At 45.4% G+C, this 20,748-nt stretch carries 16 protein-coding genes, 1 pseudogene and 1 riboswitch; of the genes and pseudogenes, 10 read left to right on the forward strand and 7 right to left on the reverse strand.

Annotated elements, in window-relative coordinates; translation table 11 throughout:
* Nucleotides 1-244: 244 nt before the first annotated feature.
* Together ACX5KA_RS20220 and ACX5KA_RS20225 are read right to left on the reverse strand one after the other, a co-directional pair.
* Nucleotides 245-3,352, reverse strand: coding sequence for an efflux RND transporter permease subunit (locus ACX5KA_RS20220; protein ID WP_458732064.1), 3,108 nt, complete (start codon nt 3,350-3,352; stop codon nt 245-247).
* Between the two features lie 13 nt (nt 3,353-3,365).
* A complete protein-coding gene (locus ACX5KA_RS20225; RefSeq protein WP_458732065.1) occupies nt 3,366-4,415 on the reverse strand; it encodes an efflux RND transporter periplasmic adaptor subunit in 1,050 nt (349 codons plus the stop codon).
* Between the two features lie 371 nt (nt 4,416-4,786).
* Here ACX5KA_RS20225 and ACX5KA_RS20230 point away from each other — a divergent pair, with 371 nt between their 5' ends.
* From ACX5KA_RS20230 to ACX5KA_RS20240, 3 genes are all read left to right on the forward strand, one after another.
* Nucleotides 4,787-5,197, forward strand: a complete 411-nt coding sequence (locus ACX5KA_RS20230) for an NUDIX hydrolase (RefSeq protein WP_458732066.1) — start codon at nt 4,787-4,789, stop codon at nt 5,195-5,197.
* Between the two features lie 65 nt (nt 5,198-5,262).
* Nucleotides 5,263-6,030: a class II aldolase/adducin family protein gene (locus tag ACX5KA_RS20235; protein ID WP_014997304.1), complete on the forward strand. Its 768-nt coding sequence runs from the start codon at nt 5,263-5,265 to the stop codon at nt 6,028-6,030.
* A gap of 55 nt (nt 6,031-6,085) precedes the next feature.
* A complete protein-coding gene (locus ACX5KA_RS20240) occupies nt 6,086-7,270 on the forward strand; it encodes a mandelate racemase/muconate lactonizing enzyme family protein (RefSeq protein ID WP_458732067.1) in 1,185 nt (394 codons plus the stop codon).
* 70 nt (nt 7,271-7,340) lie between these two features.
* Here the strand turns inward: ACX5KA_RS20240 and ACX5KA_RS20245 are convergent, their stop codons facing one another.
* The gene (locus ACX5KA_RS20245) at nt 7,341-8,216 is read right to left on the reverse strand and encodes an amidohydrolase family protein (protein WP_458732068.1); all 876 of its coding nucleotides are present in this window, start codon (nt 8,214-8,216) and stop codon (nt 7,341-7,343) included.
* Between the two features lie 86 nt (nt 8,217-8,302).
* On the reverse strand, nt 8,303-9,094 hold the full coding sequence (locus tag ACX5KA_RS20250) for an SDR family NAD(P)-dependent oxidoreductase (RefSeq protein ID WP_458732069.1): 792 nt from the start codon (nt 9,092-9,094) through the stop codon (nt 8,303-8,305).
* 347 nt (nt 9,095-9,441) lie between these two features.
* On the opposite strand from ACX5KA_RS20250, the gene ACX5KA_RS20255 reads away from it, so the two are divergent.
* The gene (locus ACX5KA_RS20255; RefSeq protein WP_458732070.1) at nt 9,442-11,202 is read left to right on the forward strand and encodes an acyl-CoA dehydrogenase family protein; all 1,761 of its coding nucleotides are present in this window, start codon (nt 9,442-9,444) and stop codon (nt 11,200-11,202) included.
* Between the two features lie 94 nt (nt 11,203-11,296).
* On the opposite strand, the gene ACX5KA_RS20260 is transcribed toward ACX5KA_RS20255, so the two are convergent.
* Both ACX5KA_RS20260 and ACX5KA_RS20265 read right to left on the reverse strand, forming a co-directional pair.
* Nucleotides 11,297-11,842: a DUF3016 domain-containing protein gene (locus ACX5KA_RS20260; RefSeq protein WP_458732071.1), complete on the reverse strand. Its 546-nt coding sequence runs from the start codon at nt 11,840-11,842 to the stop codon at nt 11,297-11,299.
* Between the two features lie 123 nt (nt 11,843-11,965).
* Entirely contained in the window at nt 11,966-12,337 is a 372-nt protein-coding gene (locus tag ACX5KA_RS20265; protein ID WP_039219886.1) for a hypothetical protein, read from the reverse strand.
* Nucleotides 12,338-12,872: 535 nt separating this feature from the next.
* Here ACX5KA_RS20265 and ccoG point away from each other — a divergent pair.
* From ccoG to ACX5KA_RS20295, 6 genes and pseudogenes are all read left to right on the forward strand, one after another.
* Nucleotides 12,873-14,303 (forward strand): cytochrome c oxidase accessory protein CcoG, encoded by a 1,431-nt coding sequence (ccoG, locus tag ACX5KA_RS20270; RefSeq protein ID WP_334048473.1) that lies wholly within the window; start codon nt 12,873-12,875, stop codon nt 14,301-14,303.
* Complete coding sequence (locus tag ACX5KA_RS20275; RefSeq protein WP_039219891.1) at nt 14,300-15,283, forward strand: serine/threonine protein kinase; 984 nt, start codon at nt 14,300-14,302, stop codon at nt 15,281-15,283. The genes ccoG and ACX5KA_RS20275 overlap by 4 nt, the downstream gene beginning before the upstream one ends.
* 119 nt (nt 15,284-15,402) lie before the next feature.
* A riboswitch (cobalamin riboswitch) is annotated at nt 15,403-15,654 on the forward strand.
* Between the two features lie 90 nt (nt 15,655-15,744).
* Nucleotides 15,745-17,667: a TonB-dependent receptor plug domain-containing protein gene (locus ACX5KA_RS20280; protein ID WP_334048470.1), complete on the forward strand. Its 1,923-nt coding sequence runs from the start codon at nt 15,745-15,747 to the stop codon at nt 17,665-17,667.
* 69 nt (nt 17,668-17,736) lie between these two features.
* Nucleotides 17,737-17,925 (forward strand): annotated as a pseudogene (locus ACX5KA_RS20285) (hypothetical protein); the annotation flags it as partial.
* Nucleotides 17,926-18,032: 107 nt separating this feature from the next.
* Nucleotides 18,033-18,665 carry a thiol:disulfide interchange protein DsbA/DsbL gene (locus ACX5KA_RS20290; RefSeq protein WP_039219897.1) on the forward strand — a complete coding sequence of 211 codons (633 nt, stop codon included), beginning with the start codon at nt 18,033-18,035 and terminating at the stop codon, nt 18,663-18,665.
* Between the two features lie 85 nt (nt 18,666-18,750).
* Nucleotides 18,751-19,341 carry an HD domain-containing protein gene (locus tag ACX5KA_RS20295; protein WP_282763115.1) on the forward strand — a complete coding sequence of 197 codons (591 nt, stop codon included), beginning with the start codon at nt 18,751-18,753 and terminating at the stop codon, nt 19,339-19,341.
* A gap of 58 nt (nt 19,342-19,399) precedes the next feature.
* Here the strand turns inward: ACX5KA_RS20295 and ACX5KA_RS20300 are convergent, their stop codons facing one another.
* Nucleotides 19,400-20,620 (reverse strand): alginate export family protein, encoded by a 1,221-nt coding sequence (locus tag ACX5KA_RS20300; RefSeq protein WP_039219902.1) that lies wholly within the window; start codon nt 20,618-20,620, stop codon nt 19,400-19,402.
* Between the last annotated feature and the right edge of the window lie 128 nt (nt 20,621-20,748).

Consider the following 20,748-nt stretch of genomic DNA (forward strand, 5'->3'; position numbering starts at 1 on the left):
AATCAGTTAATTAGGTGCGGAATGACGGTTTGAAGCTTATAGTTGCTTATAAAAAAGTTAAATAGACGACCTATTTTGGATTATAAGCATTTAAAATCAACAACTTGAAATTAGTAAGACAGGCATCGCAAGTGATAGAAACCTATATTGCAGTATGAAAATGCATACCTTAAGGTTATCCAGTTTGCGCCAACGAATGTTGGCGACTGAGTGAAATTCAAACAACAAACAGTGGGGCGAGCCGTTAAGACTCACCTTTTTTATAGGGGATCGCTTTCTCCAGCTCGTCAATTTTATTGGTTCGCTGCATTGGAGAGCCTGTATTTCTTGCTAGCCAACTGTACGCAGTTGGAACCACGTAAAGGGTCATAAATGTTGATAGAAGCACACCCGAAAAAATAACCATACCGATCACCATTCTGCTCTCAGCGCCAGGCCCGAAGGCAAGTACAAGAGGCAGTGAGCTAAATACCGTTGTAAAGCCTGTCATCACTATGGGTCTTAAACGCTGGGCGGCTGCTCGCTTGAGTGCTTGTTCAAACTCCATACCTGCGTCGCGAAGTTGATTAGCAAACTCCACAATCAGAATACCGTTTTTAGCAGCAAGCCCGATGAGCATAACTAAACCAATCTGACTGTAAATATTGATAGTCATATCGCTAAAAAACAGCCCAATGTAGGCACCAACCAAGGCCAGCGGCACGGTGAGCATAATAACCAACGGGTGTACCCAGCTTTCAAACTGCGCTGCTAATATTAAATAAGTCACAGCAAGCGCCAGCATGAAGACATAAATAAATGAATTACCCGCTTCTTGATACAGTTGTGACTCGCCTTTGTAATCAATAGATACATTATCAGGCAATTCAGTGGCGACAATATCTTCTAAGTATGTAAGCGCCTCTCCCAATGTATAGCCATCTGCCAGATTCGCCGAAATAGTCACAGCACGCATTCGGTTGTAACGATTAAGCTGCGCTGACGTAGCTTGCTCTTCAAACGTTAACAAGTTATCCATCGGAATAAGTTCACCGGTTCGAGAAGAGCGCACATATAAATTCTCAATGCTGTTAGGGCTTCGAAAATCTTCCTCTATACCTTCCATGATGACATCGTATTCTTCCCCTCTATCGAGGAAAGTGGACACCCTACGCTGCCCAAGCATGACCTCTAACGTACTACCAATATCACTAATTGATACGCCCAAGTCTGCTGCCCGGTCACGATTTATATTTACTAACAGCTGGGGTGAAGTCTCCTTGTAGTCAGAGTCTAGTCGGATCAGCCCTGGGTTTTGCGCGGCTTTTTGTATTACCGTGTCGCGCCACTCAACTAGGTTTTCGTAGGTGTCCCCTTGAAGAACAAACTGAACGGGGCGGCCTAGCCCACCTCCCGATATACCGCTACGCATAATTGCAAAAGCACGGACGTCAGGTACATTGTTTAGCTTGGCACTAATTTCATCCATTAAAGAAAATGTACTGAAATCTCGTTTGTCCCAGTCTGCAGAGCCAACTATCGCAATCCCCGCATTTCCTCCGAAACCAGGTGTTCTAACCAACAGACGATTAATTTTACCGCTTTCGCGATAGGGCATTAAAATGCTTTCGATTTGTTCGAGGTTCCTAGCATTACTTTCAAAACTCGCGCCTTCTTGTGCATTCATTAAGATAAAAAAGTTGCCTCTGTCTTCTTTAGGCACAAACTCACTTGGCACTTTCTCTGAAAGCTGAACTAACGCTACAACCGCAATTGCTAGTAAAAGTAACATTAGAATGGGTTGATGGAGTGTTTTGCCTAACGTATTAAAATAGCCTGTTTCTAGCTGTGTAAACCGCTTGTCCATCCAACTACCAAAGCCAGAAGAACGGGGGCGCTTTTTGAGTATTTTTGACGCCATCATGGGGGATAGCGTGAGAGCCGTGAAACTTGAAAATGCCACTGCTGCAGCAATGGCCAACGCAAATTCGGTAAATAACCGTCCAATATTTCCTTCAAGAAATACCAATGGAACAAACACAGAAATCAACACTAACGTTGTGGCAATTACGGCAAAACCTACCTCTCTGGCCCCTCGATAGGCAGCCAAAATAGGCGGCTCTCCCATTTCTATGCGTCGATAGATGTTCTCAAGCACAACAATAGCGTCATCCACTACAAGGCCAATGGCTAATACCATAGCAAGTAGCGTAAGTAGGTTAATTGAGAAGCCCAGCGCATACATCACAATAAATGCGGCGATAATAGAGACAGGGACAGTGACCGCGGGGATAAGCGTTGCGCGAATATTCCCCAGGAAAAGGTAAATCACGATCACTACCATTAGCATTGCGATAGCCAGTGTCTCATACACTTCGTCAATCGACGCTTCGATAAACACCGACGAATCGTAGCTTGGCACAATAAAGATATTATCTGGCAAGGTAGCTTCTATTCTTTCAATTTGCGCTTTCGCTGCGCGGGCTACTTCAAGTGTGTTTGCCTTTGATTGCTTGATAATACCAAGCCCTATCATGTTAACGCCATCGCCACGAAACTCGGTTTCGTCATCTTCGGCGGTTAACTCAACATTAGCAATTTCACCAAGTCGCACAAGATAACCGTTGTCTCCTACGGCAACCGTTAGCGCCGCGAAGTCGTCAGGTGTTAGAAAGGTGCGTGCTACGCGAACTTCGAAGTTGCGGTCCGTACTTTCTACTTCACCTGCTGGTAATTCTACATTTTCAGCACGTATAACTTGCTCTACATCACTTACGGTTATGCCTCTAGCCGCCATAGCATTGCGGTCTAAGAACACTTTCATGGCATACCGTCTTCCACCGCCAATTTGTATACGGGCCACGCCATCTACAATCGAAAGCCTATCCACTAATACCCGCTCAGCGTAATCTGTCAGCTCCATGGTATTAAGGTTCGTGCTTCTAAGGTTGTACCACACCACGGCACTTTCATCTGAGTTCGCTTTCGATACTTCTGGTGGGTCGGCTTGGTCTGGCAGGTTATTGAGTGCGCGACTTACTCGCTCGCGCACGTCATTCGCGGCAGCATCAATATCACGAGAGAGCTTAAATTCAATGGTAATGTCTGAGCGACCATTACGAGACGTAGATGTAACGTTTTTAATCCCCTCAATACCTGAAATTCTGTCTTCTAATAGCTGGGTAATTCGGGTTTCCACTATGTTCGCGGAGGCGCCCGTGTAGGTTGTACTTACCGATACAATAGGCGGGTCAATGTCTGGGTATTCGCGCAAACTCAGCATGGAAAAAGCGACAATACCAAAAATAATCAGCAGTAGATTGATTACGGTTGCAAAAACCGGGCGCTTCACAGAAACGTCTGACAATAACATGACTGCGTGCCTCCTAGCGGTTTAACACATTAACTGGAGACTGATCGCGCACGCGAAGTGTACCTTCGGTTATCACTTCGTCTCCTTCGTTCAACCCGTTAACAATTTGTACTAGCCCTGGGCGGCGTTCGCCTATTTTCACTTCTGTTTGATGGGCAACATCATCTTTAACCACATAAACGTATTGCTTATCTTGTACTGGAACTAATGCTTTTTCCGGTAGGACTAAGGCGTTAAGCACACGTTTTTCTACCACCACTGTAAGCAACATTCCCGGGCGAAGGCGCCCGTCTTGATTGTCAATGGTTGCGCGCACGCGAATGGAGCGACTAATGGGATCAAGGCGTGTATCGATATTGGTGATTTTCCCCGTAAATGCTTCCCCAGGATAAGCCACTGAGGATGCACTAACCGACTGTCCTTTCGCCACGCTTGCAAGGTGATTTTCAGCAATACTGAAGTCAACTTTAATGAGACTAATGTCATCTAAACTAGTAATGGTGTCTCCGGGCTGTACTAGTGAACCAATGCTGATTTCACGGTTGCCTAAAAACCCACTAAATGGCGCGCGAACTTGAAGGTCATTAAGCTGAGCCAAGGCAATGTCTAACTGGGCTTGTAGCGCTTTCACTCGGGCTTGTTGTTCATCGAGAAGTTGTTCAGACGTTGCATTTGACTGACGCAGGTCAGCGATACGGGTAAACTGACGTTTAGCTTCATCAATATTTGCTTTTAGCTCTTCAACTCTAGCCCGCTCTTCGGTGTTATTAAGCTGCACCAGAAGCTCGCCTTCTACTACTTTATCGCCATCATTAAAGTTTATTGCCTTTACCGTATCGGTAACTTGTGCAGTGACATTTACTGACTCGTTTGCGGTAGCCGTACCCAGTGACTCTATGGTGATAGGAAAGGCTTGAGACGAAACAACGCCCGTTTTAACTGGCGTAGCTCTTGCGCCGGCGTTTTGTTTACTTTCTTCCTGAGGCATATTCAAATACACCACAACGCCAGCAAGTAGCACCACGCCTAGTAACAAGGGTGATAACGATAATCGTGAAGACATAACCTTTCCTATTGGTAAAATAGTATTCCTTTGAGCAAGAATTTTTTAAGCGCTCAACGGACACTCAAGTACACAAATTCGCTTAACGTTAAACGTGAGCGTTCCCAAACATTGTTTCGTGTACCGCGTTATTATTGTTTGTTGTGTTATTTTTATTTTTGCGTAGAGTCTGTGTGGTAAAAATGATTACTTTTAAAACAATTACAAACAGACACTAGAGTATTTTACCCAAATCAATGGTCATCTTATTTCGCTTATCAGCTATATTTGCTGTTTTAACGCTTTTCGCATGTTCAAAATCTTCACCTAGCTCTCCAATGTGCCGCGTTTCAGAAGCGCTTTTATCTGAAAGTGTGCACATTGGTAGTAGTATGGCCGAATCTCCTGTTGGCGCTGCCTGTTTAATAAAAACCGGGAACAAGGTACTGATGGTAGAACATCGGCTGTCTGGTAAATTAGACTTTCCAGGCGGAACTTCGGATAAGAATGAATCGCTTGCCTGTACCACTCACCGGGAAACATGGGAAGAAACTGGCTTCAATGTAGAAGTTAGCGCGTATCTCTTTACGACCTCTAACGGCTTAGTCATATTTGGTTGTGATGTAGACGCCGGCATTGAACGCCTTCCTGACACCTTCGATGCTCCATCATGGGCAAAACTAGAGGTAGTAAGATTGGTTAAAGTAGACCCGTTTATGCTAGACCACGATGCATTGAGATTTGCTGACGATCTTATTCCCTTGCGCGATGGCTACACCCAATTCGATATAACGCAGCACTGACAAAGCATTGTTCATTGTTGCGGGTATTGGTAAATTGTCACCATGAAAAGAATAGGAGAAGTGGCTTGTTTTCACTGCCAACCTTAAGCCTTAAAGGCAAAGTATCTGAACAAGAATGGCAAACTCGTGTCGATTTAGCAGCATGCTATCGGTTAGTGGCAGATATGCGATGGGGCGACCTTATTTACACGCATATCTCAGCTAAGGTACCGGGCACTGATCATTACTTGGTTAACGCCTTTGGCCTGACGTTTGACGAGGTTACCGCCTCTAACCTGGTTAAGGTCGATTTAGAGGGTAACATTCTTGACGATACACCTTACGGCATCAACCCCGCTGGCTTCACCATTCACAGTGCTATCCACGAAGTGCGCCACGATGCCCAATGCGTTATTCACCTGCATACACTAGCCACAATCTCAGTCGCATCTGTTAAAGGCGGGCTTAAGCCCTGGAGCCAGTATTCAATGTTTTCGCTACCATCACTTTCTTATCACAGCTACGAAGGTTTAGCCGTTGATGATAGTGAAAAGAAACGTTTGCAGGACGATCTTGGCGACACTAATCACATGCTTTTGCCTAATCACGGCGGTCTAACCCTTGGCCCCACCGTCGGTGACGCCTTTATGCGCTTTTACGATTTGCAGCGTGCGTGCGAAATTCAGCTTGCCCTGATGCAGTCTAATGAAGAGGTTATCGAGATACCGCAAAGCATTATTGATGGCATATACGCACAGGCTAGTGTGGTTCACAGCGGCGAAACAGGCGGCCAAAAAGCATGGCCTGCCATGCTTCGCAAAGCTTACAAACTAGACCCGGGCTTCTGCGAATAATTTAGCTTAGCCAGCTAAACGCCAACTTATTTCAAACAGGAATTGTTTATACATTATGAAAGTCACCAAAGTAGAAATTTTTGATATCGAATGCCCTAAGCGCCCTCAGTGGAACCCGGTTTTCGTACGCGTTTACACCGACGAAGGTATTACCGGTGTGGGCGAAGCAGGACTGGCTTATGATTGGGGTCACAGCGCCGCTGCACACATGATTAAAGAAATTGCCGAAGCCATGCTGATTGGCTTTAATCCTTTTCACACTGAACTGCTATGGTCGAGAATGCTGCGCGAAGGCTTTTGGGGATTAGGCGGCGGCCCGGTTATTTATGCTGCGATGAGCGCTATTGATACTGCACTTTGGGACATTAAAGGCAAAGCGCTTGGCTTACCGGTTTACGAATTACTGGGTGGCAAAACTAATGGCAAGCTCCGTAGCTACGCTAGCCAGCTACAGTTTGATTGGGACAAAGAAGTGACCAAGCTTAACGACCCTGCTGACTATGCTCGCGCCACTGAAAAAGCACTTAAAGATGGTTACGATGCGGTTAAAGTTGACCCCATCGTTTACGATAAAGACGGCAACACCCACTTCGACAGAACCAAGCTTTTCACTAAGCCCGAGCTTAAACTTTTCAAATCCCGCCTTCAGGCGATTAGAGACACAATGGGCGAAGATGGCGACATCATCTTTGAATGTCACAGCTTATTAGGTGCATCAACGGCTATCCAGCTGGGTGACATCGTTGAAGAAATTGGCTGTCTATATTACGAAGAGCCAGTGAATTACCTTAACTCAAAGCTTCACGACAAAGTAGCGAAGAACGTGAACGTGCCTATTGCGGGCGGTGAGCGCCTGTACCATCGCTGGGATGTACGCCCTTACCTTGAAGACCAATCTATTGATGTACTTCAACCTGACGTTGGCCTTTGTGGCGGTTTCACCGAAGCGAAAAAGGTGTGTGACTATGCCGACATTTACGATGTACGTATTCAGGCTCACGTTTGCGGTGGCCCTGTTGCAACAGCGGCAAGCCTACATCTAGAAACGGCCATTCCAAACTTCTTAATTCACGAGCACCATACCTACGCTATCAAAGACTGGAACCGTGAACTTTGCATTCAAGATCCTCAGCCAGTAAACGGCTTTATTGAAGCGCCTGACACACCGGGAATTGGTATCGATCTAAACGATGAGGTGGTTTATCGCTCGCCGCACATGACGGTGACTGCGCTTAAATAAAGCTGAAACCCAACGGGTTTATTGAAGGCAATAAACCCGAGGCTAGTTCAGCAGCTTAAGTAAGCTAGCTTTATGCGATGTCGTACCATCGCTTCGCATTTTCGTACAGCAGCGCCGCTTTTTGCGTTTCAGTAAGCGGCGTTGTCATATTGACAAACCCTTGCCACAGCGCCGCATACGGCATTCGCCACTGACACAGCGGGAAGTTGCTGGCAAACATCATGTGATCTGTGCCAACGGTGTCCAGCAAGGTTTCAAAAATATAAGACGCACGTTGCCACAACCAACGGCGCTCTTGCATTTCTAATCCCGAAAACTTAAATGCAACTTGCTCAGTTTCATTCAAGTCGCGAATATTCTGCCCCCATGTTTTAAACGCAAAGCTATTTACCTCAATCGGCGCTATTGCAGCATGGTTTATAGCTACGTTTAATGCAGGCGTTTGCTCTATAACCTTAAGCAATGCGCGCACAGCATTGCTATCTGCAAGGTTTAACTGCGCTTCAAAAGACAAGCCTTGCGACGCCATATGATGAAGCCCCCATTTAACTTTAGGGGTGCGTAAAAGTACTTCAGCATCGTCATCTAATATATGACGAAGCCCACGTATTGAGCGGTACTGCTTTAGCTTATCGATATGACTGCCGACATTATTTCCTGTTAAATCGATACACCCAACTGAGCGGAATGGCAGCGTACAATGACGCTCCAAGAACGCAATTTCACGCCAGGGGCTTTCGTTATCGTAACCCGCTTCAATGTGAACAAAACCGCCTAACAGCCCTAACGACGCGCGATAGAGCATGTGCTCTGTAGTATGTTTTACAATCGCTTTTTTATCTGGCCAAAAAGGGGCATTGGCTGGTTTCAGCCAATCATAGTGCCCTTCGTTTAAGGCAAAGAAGTGAATATGAGGGTCTATCCAAGTGATTGAAGGCTTGCTCATCGTTGTTTATAAAACCTTGGTTTATGCTATTGCTGATAAGGCATTTCGCGTTGCTTTTCTGTTCAGCTCTATCTATTGTGCTCTTTCTATTGCGCTGTGTAGCCCCCATCCACCGCATACAAGCTACCCGTGATGAACGATGCTTTGTTGCTGCATAGGAAATAAGTCAGTTCAGCTACGTCTTCGGGCTGGCCCAAACGTCCAATAGGTTGTGCAGCGGCTTCTTCAGCTACCACTTCATTTTTATCTGCCCCAGAACGTGCCACGTAATTATCAATGGCGTTATGAAATAGAGGGGTTTCGATGGTACCCGGGCAGACCGCGTTAACGCGAATATTATGGGGTGCGTAGTCAAGCGCGGTGGTTTTCGCTATAGACGCCAATGCACCTTTGCTGACACCGTAGGCGAACGAATTGCGCTTTCCAATAAAGGACTGATCTGAGCCCATCACCACAATCGCGCCGCTGCCCTGCTCTTTCATGGTTGGCAGGCAAGACTTAATCGCGCCATACGCCCCTTTTACGTTCAAGTTTAGTACCTTATCAAGCAGCGCTTCATCAGTGTCTTCAATGGTTGCAGAAACATGTATACCGGCATTACACACCAATGCGTCTATGCGTTGATAAGAACTAATAACCTCATTCACCGCGGCTTCAATATTACGCACAACACTTACATCACACGGCTTCCAGATAGCATTAGGTAACGCCTGCTCAAAGTCTCTGATATCTAAATTAATGACTTGATAACCGTTTTGACTAAACAGCTTGCATACCGCAAAACCGATACCCAAGCTTCCCCCCGTTACAATGCAAACCGGGATCTGCGCATCATCACTGCTATGTTTAAGGTTTTTCTTCGCGCTTTCTGGATTCATGTTTTTATGTACCGTGTTGCTTGTGCGTATGTGAACGGGTTATTTCAATGTAGGCTAAGCATGCCAGTGAGAATTTGAATTGCAAGCGAGCTTACCACTTGAGTTCACTTTTCTATATTAACATCAATGCGTCAGACATAATCACCAGAGCCTGTGTGACCTTTGCTGCACATTTAAAGTCCACGAGTCTTGGAAAACCTATGTGTTTCTCTCATATCAGTCCGCATAGATCATTACCCACATCATCCAAATTTATTATTAACTTTCCTTTAACGGACTATTCGGACTACGCTTTTTGTGACTATAATAGACAAAATTAAAACACTTGTTTGAAAAAGGAGTCATCCATGCCTCTGTACCACGCCCCTACGACTGATTTTCAGTTCTTGTTAAAAGACTGGCTTGGACTTGATGCTCACTACGAAAAGCTCGGTATCAGCGACTTTGATAGCGAACTTGCCAACGAAATTATTGCACAGGGTGCAAAGTTTGCTTTGGATGTGGTTGCCCCTCTTAACCGTGAAGGCGATGAAGAAGGCTGTACGCTAAAAGACGGCAGCATTACCACGCCTAAAGGCTTCGCTGATGCCTATCAGGAATATATTGCTAACGGCTGGAATGCAATGCTAGGTACTGCCGAGTACGACGGGCAAGACTTACCGTACACCATGGCTGTGCCTGTTCACGAAATGCTAAACGCGGCGAACTTAAGCTGGCGTTTAACCACCATGCTTACTGAAAGCGCAACACTTGCGGTTACTAAGCACGCCAGTAAAGAATTAAAAGATATCTACCTTGCTAAGCTAATCAGCGGTGAGTGGACAGGTACCATGAACCTGACCGAACCTCACGCAGGAACAGATTTGAGCTTGCTTAGTACCAAAGCTGAGCCACAAGGCGACGGCAGCTATAAAGTCACCGGTAATAAGATCTTCATTACTGCAGGTGATCACGATTGGAGTTCGAACGTTATTCACCTTGTTCTGGCTCGTCTACCCGACGCCCCTAAAGGCGTTAAGGGTATCAGCTTATTCTTAGTGCCCAAGTTCCTTCCAGATGCCAGCAATGAGCCTGGCGAGGCGAACAGCTTGTCAGTGGGAAGCATCGAACACAAAATGGGGATCAAAGCGAGCCCGACTTGTGTGATGAATTTTGACGGTGCAACGGGTTACCTTGTTGGTGAAGAAAACCAAGGCCTAGCATGTATGTTCACCATGATGAACGATGCACGCTTCCAAGTAGGTCTGCAAGGTTTAGGGGCGGCAGAAGCCTCTTACCAAGGCGCGCTGACCTATGCCCGCGAACGCGTTCAGTCTCGCGCACCTCAGGGAATTCAAAATCCAGAAGGCAAAGCAGACCCAATCGTCTTTCAACCTGACGTAGCGCGTATGTTACTAACGCAGAAATCACTGATTGAAGGTTGCCGTGCACTTTCACTTTTCTACGCAAAATTCATGGACGTAGAGAAGCTTGGTGAAGGCCAAGAAAAAGAAGATGCCGATAAGATACTTCAGTTTCTAACTCCAATCTGTAAAGCCTTTATGACGGATATGGGTCTTGAAACCACTAGTCTAGGTGTACAGGTATTTGGTGGTCACGGCTTTATTCGTGAATGGGGTATGGAACAACTTATGCGCGACGTGCGCATTGCTATGTTATATGAAGGTACCAACGGTATTCAGGCGTTAGACCTTATTGGTCGTAAGCTTACCCGAGATGGCGGCCAGATGATGGAAGCGACCTATAATGCGTTTAACGCTTTGGTTAGCGACATTCAAGACAGTGAGGCGAAGGGTCTGGCTCAAGGTATTCTTGATGACTGGCGTGCATCTTCAGCCGATTGCTTAGGTATGGATGCCACCACTGCTGCTGCAGCTGCTTGTGATTACCTAGCATACAGCGCCTATTCATTAATTGGTGTACTGTGGTACAGCATGGCCGACAAAGCGCAAGCTTCAGGTAACGCGGTACTTGCAGCGTCTAAGGTGAAGACACGTGACTTCTATATGGAACGTATCTTAGTGCGTCGCGATGCGCACAAAGCCGCTTATAAAGCTGGCCCTGACAGCACCCTTGCAATATCAGGTAATGAGTTTGATTATCTGTAAGCAGCTTGTATTTCTATAGCCCATGAAATATGGGTTTTGAACACAAAAAAGGTCACTATATGTGACCTTTTTTACTATGATTTGAACGACTCTATTAGTTGTTCGCTGCTACTTGTGTTGAAAACGTATCTGAAAACCAATCGTTAAGCATCGCTTTTTCATAAGAAAGCGATTCAGTGCGATTGCGGCGAATATTCGATTCCATAAAATCCATATCTTTAAGTTTCACATCTTCACCACTTAAGATGACCTGACCGTCAGCATTAGCCAACGAATAGCTGAAGGTCATTCTAGGAATATCAACGCGCTTAATGATACGGACGTCGCTACCGGCGCCGTCACCGAAGCCGACAAACTGGCTTGGCCAAACCTGACCAGCTAAATCAACATTTGTTACTGTCATTGACAGCACTTGCGACTCAGGTAAATCACTGGCCAAATCTACAATGTGTTCTTCAAGCTCTTGTAGCGTTCGTTCGCGGAACCGTTTACGAGATTCATTGGTTGGTCTTACATCGCTATAAGACTCAGGTTCTTCCCACGTTATCTTCACCTCAGCGGCTTGAGTGGGAGCAAAAACGGTAAGGAGTCCCACCGCTGTGGCGCAGCTTAAACAAGAAAAAGTACGTAATTTATTCACTTTTATGCTCCTAAATTCAGTCGTTTAAACTATGAGTTAGCAAGACATTTAGAGAAAGCTTAGCATGCAGCAATTGTCGGCTTTTATATCAGCTTTATATTTAACCAACCTGGTTAAAATTGGCTAGTCTCGCTTTGCTACTTGCATAACTGACGACTGTTTAATGATTAGGCATAGTTGAACGCGTTTAGTTCCCGTAAAGTTTGGGTTTATATCGTCATTTTCACAATAGGTGTGGTGGAAACGTTTCACGCTAGCGCTATCAGCTGTGATTTGTTTGACATAATTCTGCTGATAAGGCTTTAAAGGGCTTAGCTGTATATTTATTCTATCTTGTAAACTCTGCAGTTCTTTTCGCTCTGGAAGAGTAGCAACAGACACCAGCCATTCTGAAAGAGAGTTTTGAATATCTTCAAAGAGATACTGAACAAAAGGAGATCGCAGCACAATTACTAAAACAATAATTTCAGCAGCGATAATAAAGAACCTAAACATGACTTCTCAGCTAACTTCGACGGATGTTCACAACAAATAGCCCCCAAATGGGGCGGATTGAGACACAATAAGCGCCACAACTTTTTGTCAATTTACATTATAACAACGTCCACTGTACATGATTTGGGCGCTAATTAACCATACTATTGGCAATAATAGTTCGATAACTGATTATGAATAAATACAGTAATCTATACGCAGGTATATGTAGGGAGTGCTGAGCTTTGATTTACAAACTTTAATCGCTTTCAATACATGTTGAACGACCGATTACCTGCAACCTAAATTGCCGCGAATTTGAAATTTATAGCTAACATTTTGTATGTGAGCTCGTATAAGCTGCTTGTAAAAGTTTACATCAAAGCTCTATATCACCTCATTAAGCAAAATGAGTAGAAAACTTTCTGAAGTTTCAGTATTGACTGAAACTTTAAAAAGATAGACCATACGTCGCATTATTGATCTATATTAAACATGACGTGTTAAACGCAGTTATACTGCACAGGCAGTTTGTTACGTCACATAAGGTTAAGTTATGAATGAACAAATACCGGTAAAGACCGTCACGCCGGTAAAAGTACATAAACCCAAAGGGGGTCCTGAAGGTAAACGCCACGACTCTCGTAGCCGTATTTATGTGCGTGCTGTACAAGGCCCTTTAGAGACCTTTAGACGCATGTTTGGCCTTTTCTTTTTGGGCCTTTTTGCCATCATTCCATGGATTCAGTACAACGGCCATCAAGCCGTGCTGCTTGATATTGGCGAGCAGCGATTTACTATTTTCTCACTAACCTTATGGCCTCAAGACCTCACTTTACTGGCCTATATATTTATAGTTTCCGCCTTTGCGTTGTTCTTTGTCACCACTTTCGCTGGCCGCGTGTGGTGTGGATTTATGTGTCCTCAAACAACATGGGTATACATTTACACGTGGTTTGAAGAGAAGTTCGAAGGCCCGCGTAACAAGCGTATAGCGCTAGATGCTCGCAAAATGGATGTGGATAAGTTTTTGCGAAAGACGGCAAAGCATACCGCATGGGTTCTGGTAGCACTATTAACTGCGCTAACCTTCGTCGGCTACTTCACCCCTATTGATGCCCTGTTTGTTGACTTCGTCACATTTAACACCAGCTTCTGGGCAGGTTTATCGGTTATTTTCTTTGCCGTATGTACGTACGGAAACGCTGGCTACATGCGCGAAATCATGTGCACGCACATCTGCCCGTATGCGCGTTTCCAGTCAGCCATGTTCGACAAAGATACCTTTACTGTATCGTACGATGCAAAGCGTGGAGAGCAACGCGGCCCGCGACCACGCAAACTTAGTCACGAGCAAGTAAAGGAAAAAGGTTTAGGCGACTGTATAGACTGCAACCTGTGTGTTCAGGTATGCCCAACCGGTATCGATATTCGAAATGGCTTACAATACGAATGCATCAACTGCGGCGCCTGCGTTGATGCCTGTAACGGTGTTATGGACAAGATGGGCTATCCTAAAGGCCTGATAAGCTTTACCTCGGAAGAAGAACTTGCTGGCGGTAATACTCATATATTGCGCCCTAAACTAATTGGGTATTTTGTCGTACTTGTTGTTATGACCGGTTTACTATTCGCTAATATTTGGATGCGTAGCCCCACCGAAGTCGACATTATCCGCGATAGAAACTCGCTATACCGCGAAACGAATGAAGGGCTAATTGAGAACGTTTATACAATAAAAGTACTTAACAAAACTCAGCAAACCCAAACCTACTCTATTACTGTAAAAGGTTTGCCTGACTACAAGTACATTGGTGAGCAAACGGTAACAGTTGAAGGCGGTGCGGTGTATAGCACGCCAATTTCGGTTGCAACTGACGCCTATAATCTGGAAGATACGGTTACCGATATTTTTATCAGTGTAACCACCACTATTGATGGGGAAACGGTTACTGTTGATGAGCCAACCAAGTTCCTTTATCGATGACAGATTTTTCATTCTCTGGGCTTAGCCCAGACACCATATTAGATGCCCTGGAAAGTCAGGGCATTTTTCTTCAAAGCGGTTTGCTAGCACTAAATAGTTATGAAAACCGCGTCTATCAGTTTTTGGCTGAAGACGGTCAGCGCTATGTAGCAAAATTCTATCGCCCAGGTCGATGGACAGACGCTCAAATTCTTGAAGAACACGCGTTTGCTGCAGAGCTAATCGATAACGAAATTCCATTGGCTGCGCCCATTTCTCTCAATGGCAGCACGCTGCATCATCACACCGTGGCCGAAACTGACTATCGATTTGCGTTATTTCCTTCGGTAGGCGGCAGGCAATTCGAAAATGACAATCTTGATCAACTCGAATGGATGGGGCGTTTCATTGGCCGTATTCACCGCGTGGCCCATGCTAAAGGGTTTGCACATCGCCCCTCGATTGATATTGAAAGTTACCTCGATGAACCGAAGCAGGTGCTTACGCAAAGCACACTGCTGCCAGAGCATCTAAAGACAGCATTTTTTGCCATACTTAACCCCGTTATTGACGCCACGAAAAATGCGTATAAGCCAACATCTAGTATTCGGCTTCACGGTGACTGCCACCCAGGTAATATACTATGGCGCGATGGCCCTACTTTTGTTGATCTTGATGATTGCCGCATGGGCCCTGCTATCCAAGATTTGTGGATGATGCTAAGCGGCGACCGCCAACAACAGCTTTTACAGCTTGATACTTTGGTGGAAGCATACGAGGAGTTTCACCCGTTTGACACTGCACAGTTGCCACTTATTGAGCCCCTTCGCGCTATGCGAATGGTGCATTACATGGCATGGCTTTCACGACGCTGGGAAGACCCTGCTTTTCCGCGGGCATTTCCTTGGTTTGCTGAAGATAAATACTGGGAAGGTCAAATACTTGCTTTGAAAGAACAGCTATCGGCCCTTCAAGAGCCTCCACTGAAATTAGGATACTGAGCCAGCCCCTTTTTTGCTGAAAAAACGCTTTTTCGATGACCGTTGTCGTTAATCTTATGGTGGTTACGAAAAAGCGTAAGGTATAAGAAACCGTATTCGCTATCACTTTTTAACTTCGATATAATCGATGGAGTGTAGGTGCTCTTGTCTAACGCCATATTAACTACGGTGACAAGGGTTAAACGGGAAATCAGTGAAAAACTGATGCTGCCCCCGCAACGGTAAACTCAACGCGTTGTCGTTTTCTTTTCATACGCCACTGTCTTTTATGCGTTACATATTAAACGCCATTAGATGGGAAGGCAAAAGAGCTATTACATTTTTAGTAATGGTGAGTAAGCCCGGATACCGGCCTGTACTTCATGGTGTCGTTTGCTTGCTCACATCAGTAATTAAGCAAAAACGTGCACTTTCCCTAATCATGTGCTCGGGTGGAGCGCATCAAAGACAACATAAAAACCATGCGTACACATTTTACTAAAGCAGCCCTTAGCGCTGCAGTTATTTCGTGCTTAAGCACACCTGCCTTTGCTCAAACTTCTGACCAAGATATTGAAACCTTAACAGTAACAGGCACGCGTTTGCCTATTTCGTTAACCAAGCTTCCTGGTTCAGTATCGGTGCTAACTGAAAGCGACATTAAAGCTTCGGGCGCACTTCAACTTACCGATCTAATTCGCGGCCTACCTGGCGTTAGCTTGTCTCAGTCAGGCAGTCCTGGTGGCTTAACAGAGCTGCGCGTGCGCGGCGGTGAAACTAACCATCTACTTGTTTTAATTGATGGCGTTGTTGCCAACGACGTAGGCCAAGGAAGCCTAGTTGACCTTGCTCACTTAACTAGCGCAAACGTGGTGCGCATAGAACTTCTTCGAGGCCCGCAGAGCGCAAGATGGGGCAGCGGGGCTATCGGTGGTGTATTGAGCATTACTACGAAATCAGGCCAGTTTGCCGATAATGCGTCACACGTAGACTTCTCTGCTGGCGTTGGCACACAAGGTACGTTGCAGGGCAGCATGAACGCGCGTTCGCAAAGCGATAACGTAGGTATTTCTGCATACGCCAGCTACATACGTACCGACGGTGACAACGTATCTCGTGTTGGTAACGAAGATGATGGCTACGACAACCTGACCGCTGGCATTAATATTAATTATGCCGCAACGTCGGAGCATACGTTAATTGCTCACCTTCGCACGGTTCAGTACGAGAACGATTACGACGGCACTGATTTTGTGACGACAGGCCTTCCTGCTGACTCAGATAACGTGACGGATGGTTCACAAATTAGCGCGAAATTAAGATGGGAATTTGCTCCGGAAAATACAGGTTATCGCTCAGCGCTAAGTGCGCATTATCGCAAAGACGATAACGATAACACTGAGTCAGGTGCAGACACTGGCGGTACCACTGGTGAGCGCATAGAGTTAAACTGGACAGGCTTCTATACCATGGATAACTGGGAGTTTGCTGGCGGCGTTGAATACCTACAGCGCCTTTTTACCCAGCGCGGCCCAATTGCATTTGGCGATCCGAACCAGAAGCAGCACGACAATACTTATAGCGTATTTGCCGAGACAAATGGCCAGCTAACCGAGTCGCTAACCGCAACACTAAGCGCACGATTCGACAACAACAGTGAGTTCGACAATGCCGTAAGTTCTCGCGGTGGACTTACATGGCAGCTTAACGATTACTATGCTGTTTTTACCAGCTATGGTAGAGCTGTTAAAACTCCTACTTTTACCGAGCGTTTTGGTTACTTCCCAGCGAGTTTTATAGGTAACCCTAACCTTGAGCCCGAAACCAGTGAAGAATGGGAAGTGGGTGTTAAAGCGAGCTGGACATCATTGTCTGCGCAAATCAGCGCATACACTACCGATCTTGAAGATGAAATAAACGGTTTTGTGTTTGTATCTGACTTGGGGGCGTTCAGCGCAGATAATATTGACGGTGACAGTTCACGAGAAGGAATTGATGTAGAGCTTAACTGGGGCAGTGGCTATGGTGACCTTACTGCCGCCTATAGCTATCTAGATGCTGAACAAACTGACGGTGGTATCTCAAGCACTGAGCTGCGTCGTGCGCGTCATCAAGGCTCGTTAACTTACACCACTAACTTTGGGACAGAAAAGTTCAGATTTTACACTAAGCTGGCCTACACAGGAAGTCGTTACGATACTTTCTTCCCACCATTCCCTGAACCTTCTCAAACGTTAGCGCTTTCAGCTTATACCCTTGCTACAGTTAACTTGAGCTACCAGATAGACAAACAGTGGCAGGTATCTCTGAAAGTAGATAATGCGTTTGATACCGACTATGAGGATATTGTGGGTTATGCGGGTCAGGAGCGACGAGCGCTGTTTTCTGTTAACTACGCTATGTAGTTAATTTAGGCTTAGCCTAGCAATTTAATCGGCTACATCTTGGTGTAGCCGTTTTTCGTTCAATAATTTGACGTCTATTGTATTACTGTAGCTTTTACTTCTAATTATTATCATCTCTTTTACCGCCAATTTAGGCTTCAGATCGTTCCCTTTCTCACGTCTTATGGTCTACCCTTCGCAATTAATGTTATTCATATTCTATTCATAGTGAGAGGTTTATCCTGCGACAATCGTTTATCCTATCGCAGACAATGTTAACCTTGTCGCGTACTAAGACCTTGTTGCGAAACAGGTCCTAGTTAAGCGAATAAGGCTGTGATAATCTCAACTTTGATAATCGTTTTTTTAATACAGGATCATAATCCATGAAAAAGTTTGCAGTAATGTTTGTCATGGCAATGCTTTTGCCATTAACAGCTTGCGCTCAAGAGCCGGCATCTAAATGGAAAGAAGGTACGCACTATAAAGTGCTTGATAAAGAAGCCACAGATAAACCAGTCATTACTGAGTACTTCTCATTTTGGTGCCCACACTGCTTCCAGTTCGAACCAATCGTTGCACAAATTAAAGAAAAGAAAAGCGACGGTACTAAGTTCAACAAAGTACACGTAAACTTTATGCGCTTTACCGGCCCAGAAGTTCAGGACGATGCTACCAAAGCCATGCTTATTGCACGTGCAATGAAACAAGAAGACGCAATGAACGGTGCTATTTTTAACTATATCCACAAGCAACGTGCATCTATTACAGGCTTGAAAGACCTTCGCAATATCTTTGTTGTGAACGGCGTAGACGGTGAAGAGTTTGATAAAATGGCCAAAAGCTTTGGCGTGAACAGCATGGTGCGCAAGAATCAACAGCAAATTGATGAGTATCGTGAGCACCTAACTGGTGTGCCAAGCTTTATTATCAATGGTAAATATCAGCCTACGTTCACTGCTGACATGACCTTCGACGACATCGCTGACCTAATCGTGTGGCTATCTGAGCAAAAATAATTTGGTTAATATCCAATTTACTCATTAGACCTTGAATAATTAAATGGGCGCTCTGGCGCCCATTTTTTCGCCTTGGAGCATCCCAATGTATGCAGTAAGTGACTTTGCTGACTTTATCTGTGAGCTTGACCAACTAAAAGCAGTTAAGCGCCAGATCACCCTCCCCTGTGACAACTATCGACAGGAAAACTCCGCAGAGCACAGCTGGCATGTTGCATTAATGGCAAATATGCTAAGCGAATATGCGGCTAAACCTATAGATGTGACCCGCGTTATTCGCATGATCCTTATTCACGATATTGTGGAAATTGATGCTGGCGACATGTTTGCTTTCAATCATCAAACAGATCACGACGCACAAGCCGAGAAAGAGCTTGCTGCAGCCAAGCGCATTTTTGGGTTGTTACCAAGTCCACTTGATAATGAAATGCTTGAGTTATGGCTTGAGTTTGAAGCAGCCGAAACCGCAGATGCAGAATTTGCTAAAGCAATGGACCGAGTGCTACCTGTTTTCCAAAACATGAAAGACAACGGAGGAAGCTGGAAGCGTCACGGTATTGCAAGAGAGAAAATTGAGAAGCGTAATGCTCACCTTAAATCATGCGCACCCGCTTTATGGGACTACGTTATGCAGCAGCTTGATGTGGCCGTAGAAAAAGGCTGGCTAAGTCAGTAACGACTCAGCCAGATCTGTAGTATTAATTACAACATAACGTTGTAATAGTGTATTGCAATTAGAAGCGTGTACCAATCCACATCCAGAAGCGATTGGTATCCACCTTTATATCTCCCGCATCGTAAGTACCATACTTAATGCCAAAATTGTACTTACCTGCAAACTTCTTCGTATACTGCACATTAATTTCGCTGCCTAAGTCGTCAGCACCGTTACTGCTGTCGTCAGCGCTGAAATCGTGGTAAGCCAAAAGCCATTTACCACCAGCTAGCCCACCCGATAGAGATAACTTAAGATCTTTTAAGCCCTGTGCTGGCGTGCCCAAGAACTGATCAGTCCAACCGTTGAATTTGTGCAGCGTAGCTAGCGGCGTTGCAAACCCGTACAACCCATCGTCAGAACCTAGTATTTCGTAATCGACCTTAGCCGTCACGCCAGAAAACGTGGCTGCGACATACGCATTTAAATAAGAGGCGTCAAAGTCGGTGGCCGTTTCGCCCGCGCCAGCTTCGCTTGATTGCGTGGCAAACTCACCACCGTAAGCCCAACTCACGCTCTCACCTTTCATCTTTCCATCGTAGCTCACGCCATACGTGTCCAACGCGTTATCCGTGTCGTTGTCCACTTCTAAAAGGTAAGCGTAGGCCACAAACTTGCCAATTTTAGATTTATAAGTAGCATGAAGAATATGATCTTTAGAATCTAAATCTGCCGCCTCAGCAAAAATGCGGTTGCGTTTGTAAAGATAGCTATAGAATAGTTCTAGATTGTCTGTTGCCGCATATTTAGCGCTTACGGCATCAAAGGTCTGGCGGTCTTGTCGCCAGCCAACGTGGCCAACAAATCGATGGTCATCCAACGTAATCACTTGTCGCCCTACTCTGGCGGTAAAGTTATCCGCCTTATACTGAATAAAAGCTTGATCAACTTCGGTGGTTTCAGGGTCGGCAATGACCGAATACTCACCTACGTTAAAGCCAGTAGGCCCCACAGTAAACTCATCTTGCCCAAGTACAATACGACTGTCTTCAACCTCAGCGGTAAATGAGAAACCATTAACGCTACCCGAACTAAACCCTAAACGCGTACGCAAAGTCAGTGCACTTGCGTCTTCTAACGCATTGTCTTGATCAACAGCTTCGTAGCGTAAATTCAGATCAGCCCATGCCTTTGAATCGCTTAATGCGCTGTGAATGTCAGCGGCCATTACGCTTCCACCCAATACTGTCATAACAGATGCTGTTAGCATCTTAATGCCAAAGTTTTTTAACGTGTTCATGTGTATTCCCTATTGGTATTGATGAGGGCCTGCTGGCTTTTGCTGTACATTTTTTGCAGCGGTCTGTGCGCCATCTAGGCAAGGCGGATGTTTGACGGTTTAGTGGTTCTAAATCGAAAACATTCAAC

It is taken from the genome of Alteromonas alvinellae, from assembly GCF_902705805.1.

What these genes read in the sequence shown, in the direction of transcription:
- ACX5KA_RS20225 (WP_458732065.1), bottom strand. Translation starts at nt 4,415, where the DNA reads ATGTCTTCACGATTATCGTTATCACCCTTGTTACTAGGCGTGGTGCTA.
- ACX5KA_RS20220 (WP_458732064.1), bottom strand. Translation starts at nt 3,352, where the DNA reads ATGTTATTGTCAGACGTTTCTGTGAAGCGCCCGGTTTTTGCAACCGTA.
- ACX5KA_RS20250 (WP_458732069.1), bottom strand. Translation starts at nt 9,094, where the DNA reads ATGAATCCAGAAAGCGCGAAGAAAAACCTTAAACATAGCAGTGATGAT.
- ACX5KA_RS20280 (WP_334048470.1), top strand. Translation starts at nt 15,745, where the DNA reads ATGCGTACACATTTTACTAAAGCAGCCCTTAGCGCTGCAGTTATTTCG.
- ACX5KA_RS20230 (WP_458732066.1), top strand. Translation starts at nt 4,787, where the DNA reads ATGGCCGAATCTCCTGTTGGCGCTGCCTGTTTAATAAAAACCGGGAAC.
- ccoG (WP_334048473.1), top strand. Translation starts at nt 12,873, where the DNA reads ATGAATGAACAAATACCGGTAAAGACCGTCACGCCGGTAAAAGTACAT.
- ACX5KA_RS20255 (WP_458732070.1), top strand. Translation starts at nt 9,442, where the DNA reads ATGCCTCTGTACCACGCCCCTACGACTGATTTTCAGTTCTTGTTAAAA.
- ACX5KA_RS20275 (WP_039219891.1), top strand. Translation starts at nt 14,300, where the DNA reads ATGACAGATTTTTCATTCTCTGGGCTTAGCCCAGACACCATATTAGAT.
- ACX5KA_RS20290 (WP_039219897.1), top strand. Translation starts at nt 18,033, where the DNA reads ATGAAAAAGTTTGCAGTAATGTTTGTCATGGCAATGCTTTTGCCATTA.
- ACX5KA_RS20265 (WP_039219886.1), bottom strand. Translation starts at nt 12,337, where the DNA reads ATGTTTAGGTTCTTTATTATCGCTGCTGAAATTATTGTTTTAGTAATT.
- ACX5KA_RS20300 (WP_039219902.1), bottom strand. Translation starts at nt 20,620, where the DNA reads ATGAACACGTTAAAAAACTTTGGCATTAAGATGCTAACAGCATCTGTT.
- ACX5KA_RS20240 (WP_458732067.1), top strand. Translation starts at nt 6,086, where the DNA reads ATGAAAGTCACCAAAGTAGAAATTTTTGATATCGAATGCCCTAAGCGC.
- ACX5KA_RS20245 (WP_458732068.1), bottom strand. Translation starts at nt 8,216, where the DNA reads ATGAGCAAGCCTTCAATCACTTGGATAGACCCTCATATTCACTTCTTT.
- ACX5KA_RS20295 (WP_282763115.1), top strand. Translation starts at nt 18,751, where the DNA reads ATGTATGCAGTAAGTGACTTTGCTGACTTTATCTGTGAGCTTGACCAA.